1 protein-coding gene is annotated in these 868 nt (G+C 67.1%); it reads right to left on the reverse strand.

The genetic code is table 11. From position 1 onward, the window contains the following. Window positions 1–686 (reverse strand): carbohydrate ABC transporter permease (locus tag ABD323_RS42030; RefSeq protein WP_344447337.1); only part of this gene is annotated, 686 nt, incomplete at its 3' end. Between the last annotated feature and the right edge of the window lie 182 nt (window positions 687–868).

The raw sequence follows: 868 nt of genomic DNA on the forward strand, positions 1-868 counted from the left end.
AGCGTGGACAGGATGATCGCGTCCTTGAGGTGGGGCAGTGTGATGTGGACGAACTGCCGGAACCTGTTCGCCCCGTCCACGGACGCGGCCTCGTACAGATCCCCGGGTATCGACTGGAGGTCGGCGAGGATCAGGATGGCGAAGAACGGTACGCCGCGCCAGAGTTCGGCGACCACGGCGGCGCCGAAGACGGTGTCGGGGTTGCCGAGTACCGAGGTGCCCGCGCTGCCGGCGCCGAGTTCGGCGAGGTAGTGGAAGACGCCGGTGGCCGGGTTGTAGAGCAGCATCCAGATGCTGGTGGTCAGCACGCCCGAGACGGCCCAGGGGGAGAAGACCAGGGCCCGGGCCACGGCCCGGCCGACGAAGGTCTCGTTCACGATCAGCGCGAGGGCCAGGCCGAGCAGCAGTTGGAGCAGGACCTCGGCGAAGACCCACTTGGCGGAGAAGGCCAGGCTGCTCCAGAACTGCTCGTCGCCGAACATCTGCCGGAAGTTGGCCAGGCCGACGAAGGCGTCGTCATAGGGCTCGTTCACCACGTGGTGCTGGAGCGCGTAGTAGAGGACGCTGCCGACCGGGAAGAGCAGGAACACGGCCAGCAGGAGCAGCGTCGGGGAGATCAGCGCGTACGGCGCCAGCGCCCGGCGCAGCCGGTGGCCGCGGACAGGGGGTGGGGCGGCGAGAGCCATCGGTGAGCTCGCCTCCTCTCGGAAACGTGGGGGAGCGATGGCGACTCACGGCGACACGCACATGGACGCTGTTCACATTCGTGGACACCCTAGGGAGAGGGTGACGGGTCGTCAACCCTCCGCGTGGCCATACCGTGTTCATGGATGTGGACCACGGTCAGAATGATGTATAACCCTGGAAC

The organism is Kitasatospora nipponensis, assembly GCF_039528135.1.
Lineage (GTDB): Bacteria > Actinomycetota > Actinomycetes > Streptomycetales > Streptomycetaceae > Kitasatospora > Kitasatospora nipponensis.